This is a genomic window from Paenibacillus sp. EC2-1 (assembly GCF_049311625.1).
GTDB lineage: Bacteria > Bacillota > Bacilli > Paenibacillales > Paenibacillaceae > Paenibacillus_AQ.
This window is the reverse complement of the sequence record NZ_CP186006.1, coordinates 4,802,945-4,827,955: the sequence shown is the minus strand read 5'-3', so window position 1 is coordinate 4,827,955 and position 25,011 is coordinate 4,802,945. Positions and strand designations below refer to the sequence as shown.

The following is a 25,011-nucleotide window of genomic DNA, read 5'->3' as shown; positions in this document are numbered from 1 at the left end:
AAGATGGCCGATTGGCGGGATGTGCTGCTGGTCGATGGATATAACATGATCGGCGGCTGGCCGTTTCTCGCGGAGCTTGCTAACATCGGCATGCAGGAGGCAAGGGATGCTCTTCTTGAAAAGCTGGCTGACTACCAAGCGTTCTCTGGTCTTCGGGTTATTGCGGTTTTTGATGCTTACCGGGTCCCGGGTCTCGGCAAATCTTTTACCCAAGGGAAGGTGCAGGTATACTTCACGAAGGAGAAAGAAACTGCTGATGAGTGCATTGAGCGTCTTGTTGTCGATTTCAGCCACCGCCGGCGTAAAATTTATGTCGCGACGAGTGACTTGATGGAACAGCATATTATATTTGCTCTCGGGGCTCTGCGCATCTCAGCTAGGGAACTACTTACTCAAGTAGAGCAGAGTGAACGAGAGGTATCTCGCAAAATTAAAGAGGATCAGGCCAAGTCCAATAGGAATACCATAGACAATAAACTGTCGCCTGATGTTCGGCTCATGTTTGAACGTTGGCGAAGAGAATGATTTTTTGAAATAACGACACCCCAAAGAAAACCCTTACATTTCTTCTATGATCGGTTTAAATTAGTCATGACGTGGTTGACGGTCTTATATACATCATATATACTTGACATATATTTCAAGCGAGTGACGGGGTACCGTGCGTTCCGGGCCGGAGGGATTCTATTGAGTGTCGACCTCAAGGAAATCATGATGTCGGGGTATGATTTGATAAGTGATGAAGACATTGTCGAGGCGGTCCGTGAAGGTGACAGCGGGGCGCTTGAATTTTTGATCAACAAGTACCGGAACTTCGTACGTGCTAAGGCTCGATCTTACTTCTTAATTGGTGCAGATCGTGAGGATATCGTACAGGAGGGCATGATCGGCCTTTATAAGGCGATTCGTGATTTCAAAGGGGACAAGCTCTCATCGTTTAAAGCTTTTGCTGAGCTGTGCATAACAAGGCAGATCATTACAGCAATTAAGACAGCCACGAGACAGAAGCACATTCCATTGAATTCCTATGTGTCGTTGGACAAGCCGATTTATGACGAAGATTCAGACCGAACACTGCTAGATGTTATATGTGGTACGGCTGTAAGTGATCCGGAAGAATTACTTATTAATCAAGAAGAGTTTGTTGGCTTGGAAGATAAGATGTCCGAGATCCTAAGTGATTTGGAACGGAAAGTGCTGATGCTTTATTTGGACGGACGTTCGTATCAAGAGATCGCTGTGGATTTAAGACGTCATGTTAAATCGATTGATAATGCTCTCCAGCGGGTAAAGCGAAAGCTTGAACGTTATTTGGAGATTCGGGATAATTAGACTGATGTAGATGTGTGAAAGGCTCAGATCGGGCCTTTTTTTACTTCTTTTAAATATTCCATTGTTTCATTTGTCTGAAGTATGACCATAATGGTAAGTAAATGCAGCCTGCTTTCAGAGAGAAAAAGGCTTGAAAAGGCGTCAACCATGTGATAAAGTGTTTTAGGTAGGCCTAAATTCGCGTGTTTTATGAATGGAACGTTGTTACAGCATTGGAACAACGCTTTTGTTCATCTCGCAGGAATTTCAAAATGTCTGTTACAGGACAGGATGAATTTTCTACTAGGATTAATATCGGTTCTTCTGATGAAGAAGGACGTCTTCGGGAGGTGCAAATCATGCGGGTAATTATCACTTTGGCTTGTACAAGCTGCAAACAAAGAAACTACACAACCACAAAGAACAAGCGAAATCACCCCGACCGCATGGAGATGAAGAAATTTTGCAAGTTCTGTAACGAGCAAACTCCTCATCGCGAAACCAGATAGTTTTTGGAGGTGTAGTCGGCGTGAAACGTAGTTTCAAGTCTCTGTTTTCCTTTTTCTCTGAAAGCTGGGCGGAACTTAAAAAAGTTCGCTGGCCCAATCGTAAAGAACTGACGAACTATACTCTCATCGTTATCGGCACCATTGCGTTTGTCACAATTTATTTTTGGGTTTTAGACATCGGTATTTCCGCTGTGATCGAAGCGATAATTTAGAAGGGTCCCAGGTGGCTTGATATGGAAAAAAGATGGTACGTAGTTCATACCTATTCTGGGTATGAGAATAAAGTCAAAGCCAATTTGGAAAAACGTGTCGAGTCCATGGGCATGGAGGACAAAATATTCCGGGTTCTTGTTCCTATGGAAGAAGAAATTGTAAACAAAGACGGTAAGAAAAAGACCGTTATGCGTAAAGTTTACCCGGGATACGTCTTGGTCGAAATGATTCAAACCGATGATTCTTGGTATGTTGTTCGCAATACACCAGGGGTTACGGGCTTTGTTGGTTCGACAGGCTCCGGTTCAAAACCCACGCCTTTGCTTCCAGAAGAAGTTGAACAGATTCTGAAGCATATGGGTATGAATGAACCGAAACCGAAGATTGAATTCGACATCAAGGAATCAGTTCGTATCAAGGTTGGTCCTTTTGCGAATTTCGTGGGCTCCGTGGAAGAGATTTTGGCTGAAAAAAGTAAGCTTAAGGTTCACGTCAACATGTTTGGACGGGAAACCCCGCTGGAGTTGGAATATACTCAAGTTGAGAAGCTTTAAGCTTCGGGTTTCTTGTGGGAGGGCGTAAAGCGTCCGCTACCACTATTGATGCAAGGAGGTGTCTTACATGGCGAAGAAAATTATCAAGATGGTAAAACTGCAAATTCCTGCAGGTAAAGCAAACCCGGCTCCTCCAGTAGGTCCAGCATTGGGTCAAGCAGGTGTCAACATCATGGCATTCTGTAAAGAATTCAACGCTCGTACTGCTGATCAAGCTGGTTTGATCATTCCGGTTGAAATTTCGGTGTTTGAGGATCGTTCCTTTACTTTCATCACCAAAACTCCACCGGCTGCTGTCCTGCTTCGTGTGGCTGCCAAGATCGAAAAAGGATCCGGCGAACCAAACAAGAAGAAGGTAGCAACTGTTAAACGTGATGCGGTTCGTCAAATCGCAGAACAAAAAATGCCTGACCTTAACGCTGCAACTGTTGAAGCTGCAATGTTGATGGTTGAAGGTACTGCTCGTAGTATGGGTATTACAATCGAAGACTAATAGTCTTTAGACCGGGCTTGACCCGGAATATGTGGGAGGAAATTCCGCTAATACCACAAAGGAGGAAACAATCATGGCTAAACACGGTAAGAAATACCTTGAAGCTGCTAAGCTTATTGATAGCGAAGCGACTTATGAGCCTTTGGAAGCTGTAGAGCTTGTGAAGAAGGCTGCAGTTGCCAAATTCGACGAAACTGTTGAAGTGGCAGTGCGTTTGGGTGTAGACCCACGTAAACAAGACCAGGCTGTTCGTGGTGTAGTAGTACTACCTCACGGTACAGGTAAAACGCAACGCGTTCTGGTATTTGCAAAAGGTGAAAAAGCGAAGGAAGCTGAAGCGGCTGGCGCTGATTTTGTTGGCGATCAAGACATGATCAACAAAATTCAACAGGGCTGGTTCGAATTCGACGTCTGCGTAGCAACACCTGACATGATGAGTGAAGTCGGTAAATTGGGTCGTCTGCTTGGTGGTAAAGGTCTTATGCCTAACCCTAAAGCTGGCACAGTTACATTCGATGTTTCCAAAGCTGTTCAAGAAATTAAAGCTGGTAAAATCGAATACCGTCTTGACAAAGCAGGTCAAATTCACGCTCCAATCGGTAAGGCATCCTTTGATGCGGCTAAACTCAATGAGAACCTTAAGGCTCTCTTGGATGCATTGAACCGCGCGAAGCCAGCTGCTGCTAAAGGTGTATACCTTAAAGGCATCGCTGTATCTTCGACAATGGGTCCTAGCGCTCGCGTGAACACAGCTGCTTACAAATAATATTTACCATTGACTTGCTTGTCTTGGTTTGATATTATGTAACAGTTGTGAGTCCATGTGACTGACCATTAAAGTTGAATATGCTTACCGTAGACAGTAGGTGCCGTTAGCTGGCTTAATTTCCTACCGAGGTGTTATGATAGAACGTCAGCAGTATGATCGGGCAACCGGCATAATGATGATTCATCAGGCCTTCGTGATTCTACGGAGGCTTTTTTAGTGCCCGTAGGATGGTGGCCTTACAGGTCCCAGCTAACCATACAATCAGGAGGTGTAGACATTGGCAAACGTAAAAGTGATTCAAGCTAAACAAGATGCGGTTGACGTTATTACTTCTAAGTTTCGCGAAAGCGCGACTGTAGTTGTAGCTGACTATCGTGGATTGAACGTTGCTCAAGTAACAGAACTGCGTAAGCAGCTTCGTGAAGCTGGCATCGAATTTCAAGTATTGAAAAACTCCCTGCTTCGTCGTGCGACAGCAGCTGCAGAGCTGACTGAGTTGGATGAAGCGTTGACGGGTCCAACGGCTGTAGCTTTCAGTACTGAGGATGTTGTTGCTCCTGCGAAAATCTTGAACGATTTCGCTAAGAAGAATGACGCTTTGGAATTGAAAGGCGCAGTAGTAGAAGGCCGTGTCATCGGAGTGGACGAAATCAAGGCGCTTGCGGAACTTCCGTCCCGCGATGGTCTGTTGTCCATGCTCCTCAGCGTGCTTCAAGCTCCAGTGCGGAACTTCGCGCTTGCAGTTAAAGCTGTTGCTGAGAAAGAAGAACAAGGCGCGTAAGCACCTTGTTCACCAAGCAGTATAAAACAATAAAATCTTAAATATAAAATGGAGGTTCAACCCAAATGAGCAAAGAGCAAATCTTGGAAGCAATCAAAGGCATGTCCGTTCTGGAACTGAACGATCTCGTTAAAGCAATCGAAGAAGAATTCGGCGTAACTGCTGCAGCTCCAGTAGCTGTTGCAGGTGCAGGCGCTGGCGCAGCTGCTGAAGCTGAGCAAACTGAATTCGACGTAATCCTGAATGGTGCAGGCGCGTCCAAAATCAACGTTATCAAAGTTGTTCGTGAAATCACAGGCCTTGGCTTGAAAGAAGCGAAAGAACTCGTTGACAACGCTCCAAAACCATTGAAAGAAAAAGTATCTAAAGAAGATGCTGAAGCTGTTAAAGCTAAATTGGAAGAAGCAGGCGCATCCGTAGAAGTGAAGTAATTCCTTCTTAAATTGCAGCATGAAACAAACCCCTTGAATAATTGTTCAAGGGGTTTGTTATTGTAATGGACTGTTTTTTCGATTAGACGGTTATACTAGAGTTAGAGGATAGTAGGTACATGGTGCCGTACAAGCGGCATTCGATTTTTTGCATTACGGAGGTTGGTATGCCGAATCAGCATTATTATTCTAACCAACCGGTGACTGGCCATGATAGGCGGGAGCTGGAAACAGTGCTGCGTGGCAGCAAGTTTAAGTTCATTAGTGACGCAGGTGTTTTTTCCAAGAGTGGTGTGGATTATGGAAGTAAGGTGTTAATTGAAGCGCTGGAGATTCCAAGTCAGTCCACTGTGCTGGATGTCGGTTGTGGTTATGGCCCTATCGGGCTCTCGGTTGCAAGACTTGCAATGGAAGGCCATGTAACGATGATAGATATAAACAGCCGTGCGGTAGAGTTGGCTAAGGAAAATGCGAAGTTAAATGGCATAAGTAATGTCACTATTTTACAAAGTGATCTATTTGAAGGTGTGCAAGGCAAAAAGTTTGATATCGTTATAACCAACCCGCCGATCCGGGCAGGGAAAGAAACGGTACACAAGATCTTTGAACAAGCCTATGAACATCTGAATGATCGGGGTCAGCTATGGATTGTTATTCAAAAAAAACAAGGCTCCCCATCGGCCAAAGCCAAATTGGAAAGCCTGTTCTCTCATGTAGAGGAAGTAACGAAAGATAAGGGATATCGTATATTTAAAGCGATAAAAACTTCTTCTTGAATCAGCAAATAGGCTATTGACTCGGAATTCTGGCTGTGGTATTATTATAAAATGTCAGTATTAGGATGGTCTCCTTGTCTTTAGTTTGCTGAAATGTCAAGACTTAATGTGGGCATCATTGCATAAAGTCAGTCATATTGACGTATAATATGTACATTTTGGGCAAATCTACTGGATATGAGAGGATTATCATAACCATGGATAAGCTGCTCTTTTTTCGAAAGATATTCGATAAGGGCTTTTCTCTATTTATGGGAGTTTCCTCTGTACGTTCCATTATAGTGTTACAAACAGAGGTTCGCAATGAATTTTTAAAAGTGAGTAGACATGAGGGGTGAGTTTAAGTTGGCAGGACATCTTGTTCAATATGGTCGACGCACTCGGCGAAGTTATGCACGTATTAATGAGGTACTCGAAGTTCCGAACCTGATTGAAATCCAACAAAAATCTTATGAGTGGTTTTTGGAGGAAGGACTCCGCGAAATGTTCCAAGACATCTCGCCGATCCAAGATTTCACGGGTAACTTGGTGCTGGAGTTTATTGACTACAGCCTTGGAGAACCGAAATACACCGTCGATGACGCGAAAGAACGCGACGTAACTTATGCGGCGCCGCTCCGTGTAAAAGTCCGGCTCATTAACAAAGAGACTGGAGAAGTCAAGGAGCAAGAAGTGTTCATGGGAGACTTTCCGTTAATGACGGAAACCGGAACATTTATCATTAATGGTGCCGAACGGGTCATTGTCAGCCAGTTGGTTCGCTCTCCCAGCGTCTATTTCAGCACTAAAGTTGATAAAAACGGCAAGAAAACATACACTGCGACGGTTATCCCGAATCGCGGCGCATGGCTGGAGCTGGAGACGGATGCTAAGGATATTGTATATGTGCGGATCGATCGGACACGTAAAATACCTGTAACCGTACTGCTGCGTGCGCTTGGTTTTGGTACGGATGCAGAAATCTTGGAGTTGCTGGGCGATGACGAATATATTCGTAACACCCTGGACAAAGACAACACTGACTCGACTGAGAAGGCTCTAATTGAGATTTACGAACGCCTTCGTCCGGGCGAGCCACCAACTTTGGATAATGCGAAGAGCCTCTTGGTTGCTCGTTTCTTTGATCCGAAGCGTTATGATCTGGCGAATGTAGGTCGCTATAAGATCAACAAGAAACTTCACATTAAGAATCGTCTCTTCAACCAACGCTTGGCTGAGAGTCTTATTGATGTGGAGACTGGTGAGATCATTGCAGAAGCTGGTCAAACAGTCGATCGTCGTCTTTTGGACGAAATTATGCCTTACCTTGAGAAGAGTGTTGGCTACAAGACTTATCATGTTGCTGGTGGCGTTCAAGACGGTGAGGATATCACACTACAAACGATCGATGTGTTCTCTCCGATTGAAGATGGTAAAGTCGTTAAGATTATCGCTAACGGCAATATCGATAAGTCAGTGAAACATATTACGCAGGCAGACATTATTTCGTCTATCAGCTATTTCATTGATTTGCTTCACGGCATCGGTAACACAGATGATATTGACCATTTGGGTAACCGTCGTCTACGTTCCGTGGGTGAACTTCTGCAGAACCAATTCCGTATTGGTTTGTCCCGTATGGAACGTGTTGTTCGGGAAAGAATGTCCATTCAGGATGCGAGTGTAATTACTCCGCAGGCTCTGATCAATATTCGTCCGGTAATTGCATCAATAAAAGAGTTCTTTGGTAGCTCTCAGTTGTCGCAGTTTATGGATCAAACGAACCCACTTGCTGAATTGACGCATAAACGTCGTCTTTCTGCACTCGGACCTGGTGGTTTGACGCGTGAACGCGCGGGCTTTGAAGTTCGAGACGTTCACCACAGTCACTATGGCCGTATGTGTCCGATTGAGACGCCAGAGGGACCGAATATCGGTTTGATTAACTCCTTGTCGACATTTGCTCGTATTAATGAATACGGCTTTATCGAAGCGCCTTATCGCTGGGTTGATCCGAAGACAGGTCAAGTTACAGAGCAGATTGATTATCTGACTGCTGATGAAGAAGATAACTATGTTGTAGCTCAGGCGAACGCTAGTTTGACAGAAGACAGCAAGTTTGCGGACGATATGGTAATCGTACGTTATAACAAACAAGCTGATAACATTTTGCCAATGCCTAAAGATCGCGTGGACTACATGGACGTATCTCCTAAACAGGTAGTATCCGTAGCGACGGCTCTAATTCCGTTCCTTGAGAACGATGACTCTAACCGTGCTCTCATGGGATCTAACATGCAACGTCAGGCGGTTCCGCTTCTTATACCTAAGGCTCCACTTGTTGGAACAGGGATGGAGCATAAATCCGCTAAGGACTCAGGTGTATGTATTGTGTCCAAACATGACGGAATTATTGAGCGTTCGACGGCTAATGAGATCTGGGTTCGCCGCATTGAAACTGTGGATGGACAAGAAGTTAAAGGCGATCTCGTTAAACATAAATTACACAAATTTATGCGTTCGAACCAAGGTACCTGTATTAACCAACGTCCAATCGTTCAACGTGGTGATGTTATTAAAAAAGGTGACATCCTTGCGGATGGTCCTTCCACAGAGATGGGCGAATTGGCGCTTGGACGCAACGTAGTCGTGGCTTTCATGACTTGGGAAGGTTATAACTACGAGGATGCGATTCTACTTTCTGAGAAGCTTGTTAAAGAAGATGTGTACACTTCGATTCATATCGAGGAGTACGAATCTGAAGCGCGTGATACAAAGCTCGGACCTGAGGAAATCACTCGTGATATTCCGAATGTCGGAGAAGAAGCGCTGAAGAATCTTGATGAGCGCGGTATTATCCGCATCGGTGCTGAGATCAGTGCTGGAGATATCCTTGTTGGTAAAGTAACGCCTAAGGGTGTAACTGAGCTGACAGCGGAAGAGCGTCTCTTGCACGCGATCTTTGGTGAAAAAGCTCGTGAAGTGCGTGATACATCCCTGCGTGTTCCTCACGGTAGTGACGGTATTATCGTTGATGTGAAGGTGTTTACACGTGAGAACGGTGACGAATTGCCACCGGGCGTTAACCAATTGGTTCGTGTCTACATCGCTCAGAAACGTAAAATCTCTGAAGGTGACAAAATGGCAGGACGTCACGGTAACAAAGGTGTCGTTGCCCGTATTTTGCCTGAAGAAGATATGCCGTTCTTGCCAGATGGCACACCGGTGCAGGTTGTTCTTAACCCGCTCGGCGTACCTTCACGGATGAACATTGGTCAGGTTCTCGAAGTTCACTTGGGTATGGCTGCTTTGCAGCTCGGTATCCATGTGGCTACGCCAGTATTTGATGGTGCAAGTGAGTATGACGTGTTTGACACAATGGAAGAAGCAGGCATGCAGCGCAATGGTAAGACTATTCTGTATGACGGCCGTACGGGTGAGCGTTTTGAACGTGAGGTTACCGTTGGTGTCATGCACATGATCAAGCTCGCGCACATGGTTGACGATAAAATCCATGCTCGTTCCACTGGACCATACTCTCTCGTTACACAACAACCGCTCGGTGGTAAAGCACAGTTCGGTGGACAACGTTTCGGTGAGATGGAGGTATGGGCGCTTGAAGCATACGGCGCTGCATATACATTGCAAGAAATCCTTACGGTTAAGTCTGATGACGTGGTCGGCCGGGTGAAAACCTACGAATCCATTGTTAAAGGCGAGAATGTTCCGGAACCAGGCGTACCAGAATCATTCAAAGTATTGATTAAAGAACTCCAATCGCTCGGTATGGACGTTAAGATCCTTAGCGAGAACGAAGAGGAAATCGAGATGAAAGAACTCGATGATGAAGATGATGCGGCAGGCGATAAATTGAGCCTTAACTTGGAAGGCACTGAAGTCGGAGTGGAATAACGGTCAATAATCACCCCGCCGGTTAACAGCCGGCGGTGGTGTTATGATCGGAAGCACATAATTAGGACTAGGTTGAGGAGGGTTGCTCCTTGTTGGACGTTAACAATTTTGAGTATATGAAAATCGGTCTCGCTTCCCCAGAGAAGATTCGTTCTTGGTCTCGTGGAGAAGTTAAGAAGCCGGAAACGATTAACTACCGTACATTGAAGCCTGAGAAGGAAGGTCTTTTCTGCGAACGTATCTTTGGACCGCAAAAAGACTGGGAATGCCATTGTGGTAAATACAAGCGTGTTCGTTATAAAGGCGTAGTCTGCGATCGCTGCGGCGTTGAAGTTACACGCGCTAAAGTACGTCGTGAACGTATGGGCCACATTGAACTAGCTGCTCCTGTATCCCATATCTGGTATTTCAAAGGTATCCCAAGCCGTATGGGTCTGGCTTTGGATATGTCACCAAGATCTCTTGAAGAGATCATCTATTTTGCATCTTATGTCGTGACGGATCCAGGCGATACGCCACTTGAGAAGAAACAGCTTTTGTCCGAGAAGGAATATCGTAGCTACCGTGAAAAATACGGATACGGATTCCAAGCAGGTATGGGTGCTGAAGCTGTGAAGAAGCTTCTTCAAGATCTTGATGTCGATAAAGAACTTGATTTCTTGAAAGAAGAATTGCGTACAGCTCAAGGACAACGTCGTAATCGTGCAATTAAGCGTCTAGAGGTTATCGAGGCGTTCCGTAACTCTGGTAACAAACCAGAGTGGATGGTTATGGATGTTTTGCCTGTTATACCTCCAGAACTTCGTCCAATGGTTCAATTGGATGGTGGACGTTTTGCTACATCTGACTTGAACGATTTGTACCGTCGTGTAATTAACCGGAACAACCGTCTGAAAAGACTGCTTGATCTCGGTGCGCCAGATATTATCGTTCAGAACGAAAAGCGGATGCTTCAAGAAGCCGTAGATGCTTTGATCGATAATGGACGTCGTGGACGCCCTGTAACAGGACCTGGTAATCGTCCTTTGAAATCCCTCAGCCACATGCTGAAAGGTAAACAAGGACGTTTCCGTCAGAACTTGCTCGGTAAACGTGTTGACTATTCTGGTCGTTCCGTTATCGTTGTAGGTCCATATTTGAAAATGTATCAGTGCGGTTTGCCTAAGAAAATGGCGCTGGAATTGTTTAAGCCTTTTGTTATGAAAGAACTGGTCAATAAAGGCCTGGCTCATAATATCAAGAGCGCAAAACGTAAAGTGGAACGCGTAAGTCCAGAAGTATGGGATGTACTTGAAGAAGTAATTAAAGAGCATCCGGTCCTTCTGAACCGTGCCCCTACCCTCCACAGACTTGGTATTCAAGCATTTGAACCGATTCTGGTAGAAGGTCACGCGATCCGTTTGCACCCACTCGTATGTACAGCTTACAACGCTGACTTTGACGGTGACCAAATGGCCGTTCACGTACCGTTGTCCGCTGAGGCTCAAGCTGAAGCGCGTCTCCTGATGCTTGCATCTGGAAACATCTTGAACCCTAAAGACGGTAAGCCTGTCGTAACACCTTCACAGGATATGGTTCTCGGTTCCTTCTATCTGACTATGGATAACAAGGAAGAAAAGGGAACAGGTATGATTCTGGGTAGTGTTAACGAAGCTGTGTCTGCATACCAACGTGGAGCTGCAGGTTTGCATGCTCGTGTTGCGATTCCAGTTAAAGCTCTTGGTAAAACGGTCTTTAACGAACAGCAACAAAAAGCGATGCTGGTAACGACTATTGGACGGATCATCTTCAACGAGATTTTCCCTGCCACCTTCCCATACATTAACGAAGCAACACGTGTAAACCTATTCCAAGGTACGCCGGAGAAATACTTCGTTTATGAAAAGGGTGCTAACATCCAAGAAGTTATTCAAAGTCTTCCGATCAGCGGCGCTGTCGGTAAAGAATACTTGGGTCAAATTATTGCACGCTGCTTTGAAACGTATCACACAACAGAAACATCAGTTATTCTGGATAAAATCAAGCAGCTTGGCTTCACATACTCCACACGTGCTGGTGTTACAGTTGCGGTATCTGACGTTATCGTTCCGCCTGAAAAGGCTGGAATCCTTAAAGAGTCCGATGAGAAAGTTAGCGTCGTAATGAACCAATATCGTCGTGGATTGATTACGAATGAAGAACGCTATGACCGTGTAATTGACATTTGGTCCAAAGCGAAAGATGATCTTACTGATGTGCTTATGAAATCGATGGATCGTTTTAACTCCATCATGCTCATGGTAGACTCAAAAGCGCGGGGTAACAAATCTCAGATTACTCAGCTTGGCGGTATGCGTGGTCTGATGGCCAACCCGTCTGGTCGAATTATCGAGATGCCTATTAAATCGAACTTCCGTGAAGGTCTGACAGTACTCGAGTACTTCCTATCTACGCACGGTGCTCGTAAAGGTCTTGCTGATACAGCTCTTCGTACCGCTGACTCCGGTTACCTGACACGTCGTCTCGTTGACGTAGCACAGGATGTCATCGTACGCGAAGATGAGTGTAGTACAGATAAAGGCTTCACTGTTAGCCGGATTCAAGATGGTAAGGAAGTTATCGAGGATCTTTATGACCGTATTGAAGGACGTTATGCATTTGAAACAGTCCGTCATCCGGAGACTAAAGAGATTATCGTTAACCGTAACGAATTGATCGATTCAGATAAAGCTGACGAAATCGTTGAAGCTGGTATCGAGAAGCTGCAGATCCGTTCCATTCTTAGCTGTCGCGCACGTTATGGTGTCTGCAAGAAGTGTTACGGACGTAACCTGGCAACAGGTAAGTTTGTCGAAATCGGTGAAGCGGTTGGTATTATCGCTGCTCAATCGATCGGTGAACCGGGAACACAGCTCACCATGCGTACGTTCCATACCGGGGGCGTTGCGGGTGATGACATCACCCAAGGTTTGCCGCGTATTCAGGAACTCTTTGAAGCCCGTAATCCTAAAGGTCAAGCAACGATCAGTGAGATTGACGGTGTTGTTAAAGAGATTCGCGAAACGAAAGATCGTCGTGAAATTGAAATCCAAGGTGAAGCGGAAACGAAAACGTATGCCGTTACGTATGGCTCCCGTCTGCGCGTAAGCGAAGGCAAGCACATCGAAGCCGGGGATGAATTGACCGATGGTTCCATCGACCCTAAAGAAATGCTTCGCATCAAGGGTATCCGTGGCGTGCAGAACTATATCCTTCAGGAAGTTCAGCGTGTATACCGTAACCAAGGTGTAGAAATCAATGATAAACACGTCGAAGTTATGATTCGTCAGATGCTTCGCAAAATCCGCATCGTCGATGCTGGAGATACCAATCTGTTGCCAGGTTCCTTCGTGGATATTCACGAATACGAAACGGCTAACAAAGAGGCAATTCTCTCAGGAAAAGAACCAGCGGTTGCTAAGCCGGTTCTGCTCGGTATTACAAAAGCATCCCTTGAGACAGACTCATTCCTATCGGCTGCCTCCTTCCAGGAGACAACACGCGTACTGACTGACGCCGCTATTAAAGGTAAAGTCGATCAGTTGCTTGGTCTGAAAGAGAATGTAATTATCGGTAAACTGATCCCTGCAGGTACGGGTATGAACCGTTACCGTAGTGTGAAGTTCGAGGGTCAAGATGATGTAAATGGCGAGAACAAGGAACTGGAAACAGCTAACGTAGAATAACAAAGAATGATAGGGAATTAGAGAGTTAGCACGGTGATTGCTGAACTAACTCTCTCCCAATATTCTTTTTCCACCTTGATAAATTGCTTGACATCATTTAATGCAGATGCTAATATAGCAAAGGTGCGTGAGTAGTAGCTTTATCCCTGTTCTTTTGGAGGAATTTCCAATGTCTAATGATAAAGGATTACAGGATGCTCATGTTAAGATTGGCACCAAACAAACAATGAAGGCCGTTGAAATCGGTCAGGCTACTGAGGTTTATGTAGCTGAAGATTGCGACCAGCGTTTGACTTCCAGAATCGTAACCCTGTGCGCTAAGCACGGTGTAGATATTACGTATGTGCCTACAATGAGGACACTCGGAGAGGCCTGCGGCATCGAAGTCGGTGCAGCAATGGTAGCAGTCTTAAAACAATGAGTACGAACTGTTTTTGTTGGAGGAGGCTTCTTCTCTCGGCAAAGACTTTTCATTTGTCTTTTTATGAACCGCCTGGGTCTGTGGACTTAAAAAGTTCATAAGAGGATGAGAAATATAGGAAGGGGGTGGCAGCATGCCAACAATTAACCAACTGGTTCGTAAGGGCCGTCAAGCTAAAGTTTACAAATCGAAGTCACCGGCACTGCAAAAAGGATTCAACGCTTTGAAACGTGAGGATACTAACCTCAGTGCTCCGCAAAAACGCGGTGTGTGTACTCGTGTAGGTACAATGACTCCACGTAAACCGAACTCAGCGCTTCGTAAATACGCTCGTGTTCGTTTGACAAACCGCATCGAGGTTACAGCTTATATCCCAGGTATCGGACATAACTTGCAAGAGCACAGTGTTGTTTTGATCCGTGGTGGTAAAGTAAAAGACCTTGCGGGAGTACGTTATCACATCGTTCGTGGTGCACTTGATACCGCTGGTGTGAACAATCGTATGCAAGCTCGTTCTAAATACGGCGCTAAGCGTCCTAAAGTGAAGAGCTAATTTTATAGTACATGTTGAAACAACATGATTGAAGAAAGGGGGATATCCATGCCACGCAAAGGTCCAGTTACTAAAAGAGACGTGCTGCCGGATCCGGTGTATAACAGCAAGCTCGTTACACGTCTGATCAACCGCATCATGCTGGATGGTAAGAGAGGTGTTGCTCAAAGCATTCTCTATAACGCATTCAAAATTATCCAAGAACGTACGGGTAATGACCCAATGGAAGTATTTGAAGCAGCCATCAAGAACATCATGCCGGTTCTGGAAGTTAAAGCTCGTCGTGTCGGCGGTGCAAACTACCAAGTGCCAATCGAAGTAAAACCAGAGAGACGTACATCCCTAGGATTACGTTGGCTCGTAAACTACTCCCGTAACCGCGGTGAGAAGACTATGGAAGAGCGTTTGGCGGCTGAGATTATCGATGCTTCCAACAACACAGGCGCTTCCGTTAAGAAACGTGAAGACACTCACAAAATGGCTGAAGCGAACAAAGCGTTTGCTCACTACCGTTGGTAGGATTCAGCAACTAATATATTTTATTTTGAAGGGAGACTATTCGCATGGCGACAAGAGAGTTCTCCTTGAAAAATACACGTAATATCGGGATCATGGCGCATATTGACGCTGGTAAAACGACCACTACAGAGCGGATTTTGTTCTACACAGGCCGTACTCATAAGATTGGTGAAACCCATGAGGGTTCTGCTACTATGGACTGGATGGAACAAGAACAGGAGCGCGGGATTACGATTACATCCGCTGCGACTACCGCTTCTTGGAAGGGTCATCGCGTTAATATTATCGACACCCCGGGGCACGTTGACTTCACAGTAGAAGTTGAACGTTCCCTTCGTGTATTGGATGGGGCAGTAGGTGTATTTAGTGCGAAAGAGGGCGTTGAGCCTCAATCGGAAACTGTTTGGAGACAAGCAGACCGTTACGGTGTACCTCGTATCGCATACGTAAATAAAATGGACATTATCGGTGCTGATTACCTGAATGTTGTTAAAGACATGAAGGAGCGCTTGCAAGCTAATGCGGTAGCTATTCAGCTTCCAATTGGTGCTGAAGCAGACTTCCTTGGTATCATCGATATTATTGCTCAAAAAGCATATATGTACAAGGATGACCTTGGACAAAATATCGAAGAAACCGAAATTCCAGCAGAATACAAAGATCAAGTTGAAGAACTTCGCAATGAGTTGATCGAGAAGGTAGCGGAACTTGACGAAGAATTAACAATGAAATACCTTGAAGGTGAAGAGATCACAGTTGATGAGATCAAATCAGCACTTCGTAAAGGTGTTATCGACGTTAAGATCTTCCCAGTTATTTGCGGATCTTCTTATCGTAACAAAGGGGTTCAACTTATGTTGGACGCTGTTATCGATTTCTTGCCTGCTCCAACTGATGTAGCTAGTATCGTAGGTCACTTGGAAGATGGATCAGAAGTTGAGCGTCCATCATCCGACGAAGCGCCATTTGCTGCATTGGCATTCAAAATCATGACAGATCCTTATGTTGGTAAACTCACGTTCTTCCGTGTTTACTCCGGTGTTTTGCAATCCGGCTCTTACGTGCTGAATGCAACGAAAAACAAACGCGAACGTATCGGACGTATTCTTCAAATGCACGCAAACAGTCGTCAAGAAATCACTGAAGTATTCTCCGGTGATATCGCAGCTGCTGTTGGTTTGAAAGATACAAGTACAGGTGATACACTATGTGATGAGAAGCATCCAGTTATTCTCGAGTCCATGAACTTCCCTGATCCGGTAATCGAAATCGCAGTTGAACCAAAAACCAAAGCTGACCAAGATAAAATGGGTGTGGCTCTCGGTAAGTTGACTGAAGAGGATCCAACTCTTCGTGCTCATACTGACGAGGAAACTGGCCAAACGATCTTGGCAGGTATGGGTGAGCTTCACTTGGACGTTATCATCGACCGTATGCGTCGTGAGTTTAAGGTTGAGACCAATGTGGGTAAACCACAGGTAGCATACCGTGAAACTTTCCGTAATGCAGCTCGCGTTGAGGGTAAATTCGTTCGTCAATCCGGTGGTCGTGGTCAATACGGTCACGTATGGGTTGAGTTCGAACCATTGGAAGCAGGTAGTGGTAACCAATTCGAGAGCAAGGTTGTCGGTGGTTCCGTACCAAGAGAATACATTGGACCGGCTCAACAAGGTATTGAAGAGCAAATGAAGAACGGTGTACTTGCCGGCTTCCCGCTTGTTGACGTTAAAGCTACAATCGTCGACGGTTCATACCATGATGTCGATTCCAACGAAATGGCGTTTAAAATCGCTGGTTCGATGGCTCTTAAAGCAGCTAAGGAGAAATGTAAGCCTGTCCTGCTTGAGCCAATCATGAAAGTAGAAGTTACTGTCCCTGAGGAATACATGGGTGACGTAATGGGTATGTTGAACTCCCGTCGTGGACGTATCGAAGGTATGGACTCCCGTGGTGGTACTCAAATTATCCGTTCCAAAGTGCCTCTTTCCGAAATGTTCGGTTACTCTACTACACTTCGCTCCGGTACACAAGGACGCGGTGTGTTCTCCATGGAACTTTCCCACTATGAAGAAGTTCCTAAGAACATCTCCGAAGAAATCGTGTCTAAGGTTAAAGGCGGAGAGTAATAACATTTTACCTGCTGGACTTGTGGCGGGATGAAAGTCCCGATCACCACAGTCTGGCTTAAACATATATATCCCCTTAAGGAGGAATTGTTCAAATGGCAAAGGCTAAATATGAACGTACGAAACCACACGTAAACATCGGTACTATCGGTCACGTTGACCATGGTAAAACTACTTTGACTGCAGCAATCACAAGTGTATTGTCCAAAACTTATGGTGGTGCAGCAATGTCTTTCGACCAAATCGATAAAGCTCCAGAAGAGCGCGAACGCGGTATCACAATCTCTACTTCCCACGTAGAGTACGAAACTGACGCTCGTCACTATGCACACGTTGACTGCCCAGGTCACGCTGACTATGTTAAAAACATGATCACTGGTGCTGCTCAAATGGACGGCGCAATCTTGGTTGTATCCGCAGCTGACGGCCCAATGCCGCAAACTCGTGAGCACATCCTGTTGTCCCGTCAAGTAGGTGTTCCTTACATCGTTGTATTCTTGAACAAATGCGACATGGTTGAAGACGAAGAGCTCTTGGAATTGGTTGAAATGGAAGTTCGTGACCTTCTGAGCGAGTATGACTTCCCAGGCGATGACACTCCGATCACTCGTGGTTCCGCTCGTGAAGCTCTACAAAACCCAGATGGCGAATGGGCACAAAAAATCGTTGAAATGTTCAAAACTATCGACGAGTACATCCCATTGCCAGAGCGCGACACTGACAAGCCTTTCTTGATGCCTGTTGAGGACGTATTCTCCATCACTGGTCGTGGTACTGTTGCTACAGGTCGTGTAGAGCGTGGTACTATCAAAGTTGGTGAAGAAATCGAAATCGTTGGTATCGCTGAAGAAACTAAGAAATCCGTTGTTACGGGCGTTGAAATGTTCCGTAAATTGCTGGATTCCGCTCAAGCTGGTGACAACATCGGAGCATTGCTTCGTGGTGTAGACCGTACACAAATCGAGCGTGGACAAGTTTTGTCTAAGCCAGGTTCTGTTAAGCCTCATACAGAATTTACTGCTCAAATTTACGTACTCAGCAAAGAAGAGGGTGGACGTCATAAGCCTTTCTTCACTGGATACCGTCCACAGTTCTACTTCCGTACTACAGATGTAACTGGTGTAATTACCCTTCCAGAAGGTTCTGAAATGGTTATGCCTGGTGACAACATTACGGTTAGTGTTACTTTGATCTCTCCAATCGCGATTGAAGATGGTACTAAATTCTCCATTCGTGAAGGCGGCCGTACCGTTGGTGCTGGTTCCGTAGCAACAATCATTAAATAATTTAAGGCTAACGAAGCCTCGAATATAGCAACAATGTACTGTAACGAGCAACGATGTGCTGTAAATGTTGACAAAGCCCGATCCCATTGGATCGGGCTTTGTCTTTTTTAATTATATATATGGACGTAAGTTAGACACAAAAAATGACTGAACTAGGATGAATACTTTACTTTCCTTTTTTTAGTTAGTACAATCATGTATATAGTTTGTATAACATTAGAAGGTGGCATATAGTCACTTAGGGAGAGACAAGAGACGATGAAATGTCCTTTTTCATTCTTAAAGAAGACAGGAGACTCCGCTGTTAAGCAAACAGACTCGTCTTCCACGATTGCGAATGTGATGAACTCAGGGTTAGACAAACAGTATATTCAACTGGAGAACGTACATGAATTAAATGAACAAATGAGAATGATTGGTCTGACTGAAGCAGATCTGTCTCTCTTACGAAAAATACGTCCTCGGATGGAAGCGAATATGGATTCGATTACAGAAGCGTTTTATCAATCTGTGGTTGATGTGGATAAGTTGAGAGATTTAATTGTGCAGCATAGTACGATAGAACGTTTGAAGCGAACACTCAGAGATCATTTACTCGAAATATTTAATGGTGAGATTAATGAAGCGTATGTATCCAAGAGATTAAGAATTGCACAGGTACACAAATCTGTAGGACTTGAACCAAAATGGTATTTATCTGCATTTCAAAACCTCCAAAATGAGTTTGTGAGAGTAATTTATCATGAAACTGATCAAGAAGAAGAACGTCTCGTGGTTGTTAGAACAGTAACAAAGTTACTGAGTTTGGAACAACAATTGGTTTTGGATGCTTATGAAAAGGAAAACATGAAAGAAAAGCAGCAACAATACGAAATCGTTAAGAATGAATTGAAACATAATATTTCATTATTTGTAGAAGAATTAGCTGATTTAAATATGAATATAAATGATGCGGTGGAAAAACTTATAAATAGCGGTGGAGAAGTTGGTCATATGTTTGAGCGAACTACTAAAACTGCACTGGGATCTATGAGTTTAGCTAAAGCTGGCGAAGAAGGAATGACTGACCTTGCTGCACGTATAAATCAAATAGATGAAAGTACTACTGAAATGCAGATTGCAGTACAAGAGTTGAATGATTCTTCTAAACATATTAGTATTATTGTAGAAAGTGTTCAGGAAATTGCATCCCAGATTAAGCTGTTATCTCTGAATGCTACTATAGAAGCTGCGCGTGCAGGTGAGCATGGAAGAGGATTTGCTGTGGTTGCGACAGAGGTGAGTCGACTATCGGAGGATACTCGAAATACGGTGGTCCGAATTTCTGATTTTGTTAGCAGGTCAAGAGAACTTACTTCAAGGGTTGTAGATTCTATCAAGCATGTACAATCTCTAGCGCATCAAGGGCGTGAGCAATCAGCAGAGACAAGTGCATTGTTTGCAGACATTTTACAGTCCGTAAAGGTTAGCACCGATGAAATGATTAATGCTGAAAAAGAAATGCGGAACCTTACCATGAATATTGAAGCAATTGGTGAAGCTACATCAGAGGCGGCAGCATCCGCGGATAATTTTAAATCTGTAACTGAAAAGATGTAATATAAAACTGTTCTTAAAGTGCATTCATGTTTGAATAGACCGATTTTTGAACTTCTAGAAATTGTGAAAATATGTTTTATGATTAAATGCTTGCAATGCGCCTATCTTTTCTATATAATAATGAATGTTGTTCTGCGACGTTGCGATGATGTGAGAGGTTACTGACACACCCGGCCCCTTTGCCATGAGGCAGGTGTCCAGAAAATTTTCACGGAGTATGTCCGATACCAAATTGGGCGATAGAAGGAGGGAATAAAATGGCAAAGCAAAAAATTCGTATTCGCTTGAAAGCATACGACCACAGAATTCTTGATCAATCCGCTGAGAAAATTGTTGAAACAGCAAAACGTTCGGGTGCTGGTGTATCCGGTCCGATCCCGCTGCCAACTGAAAAGCAAATCATTACAGTTCTCCGTGCGGTACACAAGTATAAGGATTCTCGGGAGCAGTTCGAAATGCGTACACATAAACGCTTGATCGACATCGTTAACCCGACTCCACAGACTGTGGATGCCTTGATGCGCTTGGACCTGCCGTCCGGTGTAGATATCGAAATTAAATTGTAAGATTAGAAATAACGAATTATTGAAGAGAAAAGAGGTGTCAACATGAAAGGTATCTTAGGGAGAAAGCTCGGAATGACTCAAGTATTTACCGCTGAAGGTGATGTGATTCCTGTAACGGTTATCGAAGCAGGTCCTTGTGTTGTTTTGCAAAAGAAAGATGTGGAGAACGATGGTTACGAAGCTGTACAAATCGGTTTCTCTGACAAGAAAGAAAAGAACGCTACTAAGCCAGAAGCAGGACATGCGAAAAAAGCAAACACTGCACCTAAGCGCTACGTTCGAGAAATTCGCGGTGTTGACCTCGCGAGTGTCGAGGTTGGACAAGAAGTGAAGGCTGATATCTTCGCTGAAGGCGAATATGTTGACGTAACTGGTATTTCTAAAGGTAAAGGATTCCAAGGCGTAATCAAGCGTTGGGGACAAAGCCGCGGACCAATGTCTCACGGTTCTCGTTACCACCGTCGTCCGGGTTCCATGGGTTCGATCCAAGCTAACCGCGTTCCTAAAGGAAAGCGTCTGCCGGGTCACATGGGTCACAAGACGGTTACAATCCAGAAGCTTGAGATCGTTAAAGTGGACGTTGAACGCAACGTGTTGCTTGTAAAAGGATCTATTCCTGGACCTAAAAAAGGCCTAGTGCAAATTAAAGAAACGGTGAAAAAATAATCACCTAAAGAAAGGAGGAACAATCAATGCCTAAAGTAGCACTTTTAAATATCGACGGTAGCCAAGTTGGCGAAGTTGAATTGAACGATGCGGTATTTGGCATCGAGCCGAATGAGCATGTTCTGCATAGCGCAGTATTGTTGCAACGCGCTTCTCTACGTCGTGGTACTCATAAAGTCAAAGGACGTTCTGAAGTACGCGGCGGCGGACGTAAGCCTTGGAAACAAAAAGGTACAGGTCGTGCCCGTCAAGGTTCGATCCGTTCACCACAATGGAAAGGCGGCGGCGTAGTATTTGGACCAACTCCACGTAGCTACTCCATCAAACTGCCTAAGAAAGTTCGTCGTTTGGCGATCAAATCCGCTTTGTCTTCCAAAGTGATTGATAATGCGATTATCGTATTGGATCAATTGACGCTAAATGCTCCGAAAACGAAAGAGTTCGCTAACATCTTGAGTAACCTTAAAGTTGGACGCAAAGCTCTGATCGTTGCTCCTAGCTATGATGATAATGTAGCCCTTTCCGCTCGTAATATTCCTGGAGTGAAATTCGTAGCGGCAGACGGCATTAATGTTCTTGACGTACTGACGTACGATCAACTGATCATTACGAAGGAAGCAGTTCAGAAGGTAGAGGAGGTGCTCGCGTAATGAAGGATCCTCGCGATATAATCAAGCGCCCAGTGATCACGGAACGTACGGCTGACTACATGGCGGAACTGAAATATGCTTTCGAAGTAGACATTCGTGCTAACAAAACCGAGATTAAACAAGCGGTTGAATCCATTTTTAAAGTTAAAGTATCGAACGTGAATACAATGCGTGTTCCTGCGAAGCCGAAACGTTACGGCCGCCACTCTGGTTACACTACAGAATGGAAGAAAGCTATCGTAACTTTGACAGCTGACAGCAAACCGCTTGAGTTCTTTGAATCGGTTGAATAAGAAATTTCTGAGTAAGGAGGGAAAATTCAGTGCCTATTAAAAAGTATAAACCGACATCCCCGGCTCGACGTAACATGTCCGTGTCGACTTTCGAAGAAATCACCACGAACCAGCCGGAGAAATCGTTGCTTGCGCCGCTGAGCAAAACAGCTGGACGTAACAACCAAGGTAAAATTACGGTTCGTCACCATGGCGGCGGACACAAGCGTAAATACCGTATTATCGACTTCAAACGTACGAAAGATGGCATTCCAGGTCGCGTTGCTACGATCGAGTATGACCCGAACCGTACTTCTAACATCGCTCTGATCCACTATGCGGATGGCGAGAAGCGTTATATTATCGCACCTAAAGGACTGAAAGTTGGAGACCAAGTTGTTTCTGGTGTAGGTTCTGACATTAAAATTGGTAATGCTCTTCCTTTGGAGAACATTCCAGTAGGTACAGTTATCCACAACATTGAATTGCAACCAGGTAAAGGTGGCCAATTGGTACGTGCTGCTGGTACAGAAGCACAACTTCTCGGTAAAGAAGAAAAGTATGTAACAGTACGTTTGTCTTCTGGTGAAGTTCGTCACATTCTGAAAACTTGTCGTGCTACTATCGGTTCTGTAGGTAACGGAGACCATGAGCTTATCAAGATCGGTAAAGCTGGTCGTAACCGTTGGCTCGGCAAACGTCCTGAAGTACGTGGTGTGGTAATGAACCCTAACGATCACCCTCACGGTGGTGGTGAAGGTCGCGCTCCTATCGGACGTAAATCACCTATGTCTCCTTGGGGTAAACCAACCCTTGGTGCTAAGACTCGTAAAAAAGGAAAAGCTTCTGACAAATATATCGTTCGCCGTCGCACGAAGTAATACACACTGTGCATAACTTCGTGTGAGGTTGCGAGATACGAGACAATTTGGTGAAGGGAGGATTACAATATGAGCCGTAGTTTGAAAAAAGGACCTTTTATCGATGGATATCTGCTTAAAAAAGTGGAGGACATGAACGAATCCAGCAAAAAAGCTGTGATCAAAACTTGGTCCCGTCGTTCCACGATTTTCCCGCAATTTATCGGTCACACATTCGGCGTATACGATGGCCGTAAGCACGTGCCTGTATATGTAACGGAAGACATGGTGGGTCACAAGTTGGGCGAATTCGCGCCAACGCGTACTTACAAAGGTCACGAAGACGACAAGAAAACAAGACGTTAATTAATAAAGCTCTTTGTTTGAGAGGAGGTTAAACAATGGAAGCAAAAGCACATGCAAAATCGATTCGGATTGCTCCTCGTAAAGCTCAACTGGTAGTTGACTTGATCCGCGGTAAGCAAGTTGGTGAAGCGATCGCGATTCTTCGTCACACTCCGAAAGCTGCATCTCCAGTTGTTGAGAAGCTGCTGAACTCAGCCATCGCAAATGCTGAGCATAACTATTCTATGGATGTTAGTAAATTGGTCGTGAGCCAAGTTTACGTCAACCAAGGTCCGACGATGAAACGTTTCCGCCCTCGTGCGATGGGACGTGCAAGCCGGATTAACAAACGCACCAGCCACATTACTTTGGTGGTAGCTGAAAAATAAGGAGGGAAAACGTGTGGGCCAAAAGGTAAATCCAATAGGACTCCGTATCGGTATTATCCGTGACTGGGAATCCAAATGGTATGCAGGCAAAGATTTCGGTGATCTTTTGCTGGAAGACGTTAAAATCCGTGAATACCTGAAAAATAAATTGAAAGACTCCGCTGTATCCCGTATTGAAATCGAGAGAGCGGCTAATCGTGTGAACGTGACGATCCACACTGCGAAACCAGGTATGGTTATCGGTAAAGGTGGTTCGGAAGTTGAAGTACTGCGTGGTCAAGTGACTAAAATCGCAGGCGGCAAGAAGGTTCACATCAACATCTCTGAAATTAAGAACCCTGAGTTAGACGCTATTCTTGTAGCTGAAAGCATTGCACAACAATTGGAACGTCGTGTTTCTTTCCGTCGTGCTTTGAAACAAGCAATTCAAAGAACTATGCGCTCTGGAGCGAAAGGGATTAAAACATCCGTTAGCGGACGTCTTGGCGGTGCTGAGATCGCTCGTACGGAAGGCTACAGCGAAGGAACTGTTCCACTTCATACGCTTCGTGCAGACATCGACTATGGTACAGCAGAAGCGCATACGACTTACGGCCGTATCGGCGTGAAAGTATGGATCTATCGTGGAGAGGTTCTTCCTACGGCTAAGAAACAAGCTGCTCAGGAAGGAGGCAACTAATCATGTTGGTACCAAAACGTGTAAAACACCGCAAACAACAGCGCGGCCATATGAAAGGTCGGGCAAAAGGCGGTACTGAACTGAACTTCGGCGAATTCGGCCTGCAAGCAATGGAACCAGGTTGGATCACGAACCGTCAGATCGAAGCTGCGCGTATCGCGATGACTCGTTATATCCGTCGTGGTGGTAAAGTTTGGATCAAAATCTTCCCAGACAAGCCGATTACTCAAAAGCCTCTCGAAGTGCGTATGGGTAGTGGTAAAGGTAATGTCGAGAAGTGGGTTGCAGTTGTAAAACCAGGCAAGATTATGTTTGAACTTGGAGGCGTGTCTGAGGAAATCGCCCGCGAAGCGATGCGTCTCGCCGCTCACAAGCTGCCTGTTAAAACGAAGTTTGTGAAACGTGAAGAAGTGGGTGGTGAAGCAAATGAAAGCTAATGAACTGCGCAACTTAACCACTGCAGAAATCGAGCAAAAAATCGCCGGATTTAAAGAAGAACTCTTTAATCTCCGTTTTCAATTGGCTACAGGCCAGCTTGATAATCCGACCCGGATTCGTGACGTGCGCAAAGAAATAGCTCGTGCTAAAACCGTTATCCGTGAAAGAGAACTTGGGATTAGTTAATGAAGCAGACGTTGCCGTCTGAAT

28 protein-coding genes and 1 other annotated feature are annotated in these 25,011 nt (G+C 44.9%); all 28 genes read left to right on the top strand.

Annotation, left to right across the window (positions count from 1 at the left end; all coding sequences use genetic code 11):
- Positions 1-3 precede the first annotated feature (3 nt).
- The 28 genes from ACK8P5_RS22820 to rpmC all read left to right on the top strand — a co-directional run bounded on the left by ACK8P5_RS22820 (position 4) and on the right by rpmC (position 24,987).
- A complete protein-coding gene (locus ACK8P5_RS22820; RefSeq protein ID WP_422658471.1) occupies positions 4-525 on the top strand; it encodes an NYN domain-containing protein in 522 nt (173 codons plus the stop codon).
- A 162-nt stretch (positions 526-687) separates the two neighbouring features.
- Entirely contained in the window at positions 688-1,332 is a 645-nt protein-coding gene (gene sigH, locus ACK8P5_RS22815) for an RNA polymerase sporulation sigma factor SigH (protein ID WP_422658470.1), read from the top strand.
- 338 nt (positions 1,333-1,670) lie between these two features.
- Complete coding sequence (rpmG, locus tag ACK8P5_RS22810; protein ID WP_006212941.1) at positions 1,671-1,820, top strand: 50S ribosomal protein L33; 150 nt, start codon at positions 1,671-1,673, stop codon at positions 1,818-1,820.
- Positions 1,821-1,840: 20 nt separating this feature from the next.
- Complete coding sequence (gene secE, locus ACK8P5_RS22805) at positions 1,841-2,032, top strand: preprotein translocase subunit SecE (protein WP_013312170.1); 192 nt, start codon at positions 1,841-1,843, stop codon at positions 2,030-2,032.
- Positions 2,033-2,053: 21 nt separating this feature from the next.
- Complete coding sequence (gene nusG / locus ACK8P5_RS22800; protein WP_422658469.1) at positions 2,054-2,587, top strand: transcription termination/antitermination protein NusG; 534 nt, start codon at positions 2,054-2,056, stop codon at positions 2,585-2,587.
- 67 nt (positions 2,588-2,654) lie between these two features.
- Positions 2,655-3,080, top strand: coding sequence for a 50S ribosomal protein L11 (gene rplK, locus ACK8P5_RS22795; RefSeq protein WP_208917593.1), 426 nt, complete (start codon positions 2,655-2,657; stop codon positions 3,078-3,080).
- A 73-nt stretch (positions 3,081-3,153) separates the two neighbouring features.
- Positions 3,154-3,846 (top strand): 50S ribosomal protein L1, encoded by a 693-nt coding sequence (rplA, locus tag ACK8P5_RS22790; RefSeq protein WP_422658468.1) that lies wholly within the window; start codon positions 3,154-3,156, stop codon positions 3,844-3,846.
- A gap of 69 nt (positions 3,847-3,915) precedes the next feature.
- Positions 3,916-4,073, top strand: a sequence feature (ribosomal protein L10 leader region).
- 53 nt (positions 4,074-4,126) lie between these two features.
- Complete coding sequence (gene rplJ / locus ACK8P5_RS22785) at positions 4,127-4,630, top strand: 50S ribosomal protein L10 (protein WP_422658467.1); 504 nt, start codon at positions 4,127-4,129, stop codon at positions 4,628-4,630.
- Between the two features lie 65 nt (positions 4,631-4,695).
- Entirely contained in the window at positions 4,696-5,061 is a 366-nt protein-coding gene (gene rplL / locus ACK8P5_RS22780; protein WP_422658466.1) for a 50S ribosomal protein L7/L12, read from the top strand.
- Between the two features lie 167 nt (positions 5,062-5,228).
- On the top strand, positions 5,229-5,837 hold the full coding sequence (locus ACK8P5_RS22775; RefSeq protein ID WP_422658465.1) for a class I SAM-dependent methyltransferase: 609 nt from the start codon (positions 5,229-5,231) through the stop codon (positions 5,835-5,837).
- Positions 5,838-6,182: 345 nt separating this feature from the next.
- Positions 6,183-9,728, top strand: a complete 3,546-nt coding sequence (gene rpoB / locus ACK8P5_RS22770; RefSeq protein ID WP_422658464.1) for a DNA-directed RNA polymerase subunit beta — start codon at positions 6,183-6,185, stop codon at positions 9,726-9,728.
- Between the two features lie 89 nt (positions 9,729-9,817).
- Positions 9,818-13,432 (top strand): DNA-directed RNA polymerase subunit beta', encoded by a 3,615-nt coding sequence (rpoC, locus tag ACK8P5_RS22765; protein WP_422658463.1) that lies wholly within the window; start codon positions 9,818-9,820, stop codon positions 13,430-13,432.
- 169 nt (positions 13,433-13,601) lie between these two features.
- Positions 13,602-13,853 (top strand): ribosomal L7Ae/L30e/S12e/Gadd45 family protein, encoded by a 252-nt coding sequence (locus tag ACK8P5_RS22760; RefSeq protein ID WP_422658462.1) that lies wholly within the window; start codon positions 13,602-13,604, stop codon positions 13,851-13,853.
- A gap of 133 nt (positions 13,854-13,986) precedes the next feature.
- On the top strand, positions 13,987-14,406 hold the full coding sequence (rpsL, locus tag ACK8P5_RS22755; protein WP_422658461.1) for a 30S ribosomal protein S12: 420 nt from the start codon (positions 13,987-13,989) through the stop codon (positions 14,404-14,406).
- 48 nt (positions 14,407-14,454) lie between these two features.
- Complete coding sequence (rpsG, locus tag ACK8P5_RS22750; protein WP_422658460.1) at positions 14,455-14,925, top strand: 30S ribosomal protein S7; 471 nt, start codon at positions 14,455-14,457, stop codon at positions 14,923-14,925.
- Between the two features lie 44 nt (positions 14,926-14,969).
- Entirely contained in the window at positions 14,970-17,051 is a 2,082-nt protein-coding gene (gene fusA, locus ACK8P5_RS22745; protein WP_422658459.1) for an elongation factor G, read from the top strand.
- 95 nt (positions 17,052-17,146) lie between these two features.
- On the top strand, positions 17,147-18,337 hold the full coding sequence (tuf, locus tag ACK8P5_RS22740) for an elongation factor Tu (protein WP_422658458.1): 1,191 nt from the start codon (positions 17,147-17,149) through the stop codon (positions 18,335-18,337).
- A gap of 258 nt (positions 18,338-18,595) precedes the next feature.
- On the top strand, positions 18,596-19,936 hold the full coding sequence (locus ACK8P5_RS22735; protein WP_422658457.1) for a protoglobin domain-containing protein: 1,341 nt from the start codon (positions 18,596-18,598) through the stop codon (positions 19,934-19,936).
- A gap of 257 nt (positions 19,937-20,193) precedes the next feature.
- Complete coding sequence (gene rpsJ, locus ACK8P5_RS22730; protein ID WP_006037947.1) at positions 20,194-20,502, top strand: 30S ribosomal protein S10; 309 nt, start codon at positions 20,194-20,196, stop codon at positions 20,500-20,502.
- A gap of 42 nt (positions 20,503-20,544) precedes the next feature.
- Positions 20,545-21,168 carry a 50S ribosomal protein L3 gene (rplC, locus tag ACK8P5_RS22725; protein ID WP_422658456.1) on the top strand — a complete coding sequence of 208 codons (624 nt, stop codon included), beginning with the start codon at positions 20,545-20,547 and terminating at the stop codon, positions 21,166-21,168.
- A gap of 26 nt (positions 21,169-21,194) precedes the next feature.
- The gene (gene rplD, locus ACK8P5_RS22720; RefSeq protein ID WP_379244034.1) at positions 21,195-21,818 is read left to right on the top strand and encodes a 50S ribosomal protein L4; all 624 of its coding nucleotides are present in this window, start codon (positions 21,195-21,197) and stop codon (positions 21,816-21,818) included.
- Complete coding sequence (gene rplW, locus ACK8P5_RS22715; RefSeq protein WP_208917606.1) at positions 21,818-22,111, top strand: 50S ribosomal protein L23; 294 nt, start codon at positions 21,818-21,820, stop codon at positions 22,109-22,111. Before rplD ends, rplW begins: the two co-directional genes overlap by 1 nt.
- A 29-nt stretch (positions 22,112-22,140) precedes the next feature.
- Positions 22,141-22,971, top strand: a complete 831-nt coding sequence (gene rplB / locus ACK8P5_RS22710; RefSeq protein ID WP_422658455.1) for a 50S ribosomal protein L2 — start codon at positions 22,141-22,143, stop codon at positions 22,969-22,971.
- Between the two features lie 69 nt (positions 22,972-23,040).
- Positions 23,041-23,316: a 30S ribosomal protein S19 gene (gene rpsS / locus ACK8P5_RS22705; protein ID WP_208917608.1), complete on the top strand. Its 276-nt coding sequence runs from the start codon at positions 23,041-23,043 to the stop codon at positions 23,314-23,316.
- A 35-nt stretch (positions 23,317-23,351) separates the two neighbouring features.
- Positions 23,352-23,684, top strand: coding sequence for a 50S ribosomal protein L22 (gene rplV / locus ACK8P5_RS22700; RefSeq protein WP_422658454.1), 333 nt, complete (start codon positions 23,352-23,354; stop codon positions 23,682-23,684).
- Positions 23,685-23,697: 13 nt separating this feature from the next.
- On the top strand, positions 23,698-24,363 hold the full coding sequence (gene rpsC / locus ACK8P5_RS22695; RefSeq protein ID WP_422658453.1) for a 30S ribosomal protein S3: 666 nt from the start codon (positions 23,698-23,700) through the stop codon (positions 24,361-24,363).
- Positions 24,364-24,365: 2 nt separating this feature from the next.
- Complete coding sequence (gene rplP / locus ACK8P5_RS22690) at positions 24,366-24,800, top strand: 50S ribosomal protein L16 (RefSeq protein ID WP_379244024.1); 435 nt, start codon at positions 24,366-24,368, stop codon at positions 24,798-24,800.
- The gene (rpmC, locus tag ACK8P5_RS22685; protein WP_007132561.1) at positions 24,790-24,987 is read left to right on the top strand and encodes a 50S ribosomal protein L29; all 198 of its coding nucleotides are present in this window, start codon (positions 24,790-24,792) and stop codon (positions 24,985-24,987) included. The genes rplP and rpmC overlap by 11 nt, the downstream gene beginning before the upstream one ends.
- Positions 24,988-25,011: the final 24 nt, after the last annotated feature.

Excerpts from the sequence above, each read along its gene's own strand:
- rplP (WP_379244024.1), top strand. The coding sequence starts at position 24,366 with ATGTTGGTACCAAAACGTGTAAAACACCGCAAACAACAGCGCGGCCAT.
- rplD (WP_379244034.1), top strand. The coding sequence starts at position 21,195 with ATGCCTAAAGTAGCACTTTTAAATATCGACGGTAGCCAAGTTGGCGAA.
- rplV (WP_422658454.1), top strand. The coding sequence starts at position 23,352 with ATGGAAGCAAAAGCACATGCAAAATCGATTCGGATTGCTCCTCGTAAA.
- rplA (WP_422658468.1), top strand. The coding sequence starts at position 3,154 with ATGGCTAAACACGGTAAGAAATACCTTGAAGCTGCTAAGCTTATTGAT.
- ACK8P5_RS22775 (WP_422658465.1), top strand. The coding sequence starts at position 5,229 with ATGCCGAATCAGCATTATTATTCTAACCAACCGGTGACTGGCCATGAT.
- rpsS (WP_208917608.1), top strand. The coding sequence starts at position 23,041 with ATGAGCCGTAGTTTGAAAAAAGGACCTTTTATCGATGGATATCTGCTT.
- fusA (WP_422658459.1), top strand. The coding sequence starts at position 14,970 with ATGGCGACAAGAGAGTTCTCCTTGAAAAATACACGTAATATCGGGATC.
- rplK (WP_208917593.1), top strand. The coding sequence starts at position 2,655 with ATGGCGAAGAAAATTATCAAGATGGTAAAACTGCAAATTCCTGCAGGT.
- tuf (WP_422658458.1), top strand. The coding sequence starts at position 17,147 with ATGGCAAAGGCTAAATATGAACGTACGAAACCACACGTAAACATCGGT.
- rplL (WP_422658466.1), top strand. The coding sequence starts at position 4,696 with ATGAGCAAAGAGCAAATCTTGGAAGCAATCAAAGGCATGTCCGTTCTG.
- rpsG (WP_422658460.1), top strand. The coding sequence starts at position 14,455 with ATGCCACGCAAAGGTCCAGTTACTAAAAGAGACGTGCTGCCGGATCCG.
- nusG (WP_422658469.1), top strand. The coding sequence starts at position 2,054 with ATGGAAAAAAGATGGTACGTAGTTCATACCTATTCTGGGTATGAGAAT.
- ACK8P5_RS22735 (WP_422658457.1), top strand. The coding sequence starts at position 18,596 with ATGAAATGTCCTTTTTCATTCTTAAAGAAGACAGGAGACTCCGCTGTT.
- rplW (WP_208917606.1), top strand. The coding sequence starts at position 21,818 with ATGAAGGATCCTCGCGATATAATCAAGCGCCCAGTGATCACGGAACGT.
- rpmC (WP_007132561.1), top strand. The coding sequence starts at position 24,790 with ATGAAAGCTAATGAACTGCGCAACTTAACCACTGCAGAAATCGAGCAA.
- rpmG (WP_006212941.1), top strand. The coding sequence starts at position 1,671 with ATGCGGGTAATTATCACTTTGGCTTGTACAAGCTGCAAACAAAGAAAC.
- rpsL (WP_422658461.1), top strand. The coding sequence starts at position 13,987 with ATGCCAACAATTAACCAACTGGTTCGTAAGGGCCGTCAAGCTAAAGTT.
- ACK8P5_RS22760 (WP_422658462.1), top strand. The coding sequence starts at position 13,602 with ATGTCTAATGATAAAGGATTACAGGATGCTCATGTTAAGATTGGCACC.
- rplC (WP_422658456.1), top strand. The coding sequence starts at position 20,545 with ATGAAAGGTATCTTAGGGAGAAAGCTCGGAATGACTCAAGTATTTACC.
- ACK8P5_RS22820 (WP_422658471.1), top strand. The coding sequence starts at position 4 with ATGGCCGATTGGCGGGATGTGCTGCTGGTCGATGGATATAACATGATC.
- rpsJ (WP_006037947.1), top strand. The coding sequence starts at position 20,194 with ATGGCAAAGCAAAAAATTCGTATTCGCTTGAAAGCATACGACCACAGA.